General features: G+C 49.3%; 1 pseudogene. It reads right to left on the bottom strand.

Annotated features, from left to right (window positions below):
- Positions 1–62: 62 nt before the first annotated feature.
- Positions 63–349: pseudogene (locus ACYP03_RS24905) on the bottom strand (amino acid ABC transporter substrate-binding protein); the annotation flags it as partial.

Consider the following 349-nt stretch of genomic DNA (forward strand, 5'->3'; position numbering starts at 1 on the left):
TGAAAAGCTGTTCCAATCAGGCGGGGAAATATCCCCGCCATGTATTGAATGTTAACCGGTAATTAACGCACTGGTGGCGCGTACATAATCCCGCCGTCTTTCCAGAGGGCATTAAGACCACGTGCAATTTTCAGTGGCGAGCCTGCGCCTACATTTCGCTCAAAGCTGTCGCCATAGTTACCCACTTGCTTGATAACCTGATAAGACCAATCGTCAGCAAGACTCAGACCGGCACCTTTAGGACCATCCAGACCTAAAATGCGGCGTACGTTTGGATCGGTCGATTTCAGTTTGGCATCGACATTGCTTTGATTAATCCCGTACTCTTCGGCATTCACCATCACGCTCA

This window comes from Photobacterium sp. R1, assembly GCF_054600795.1.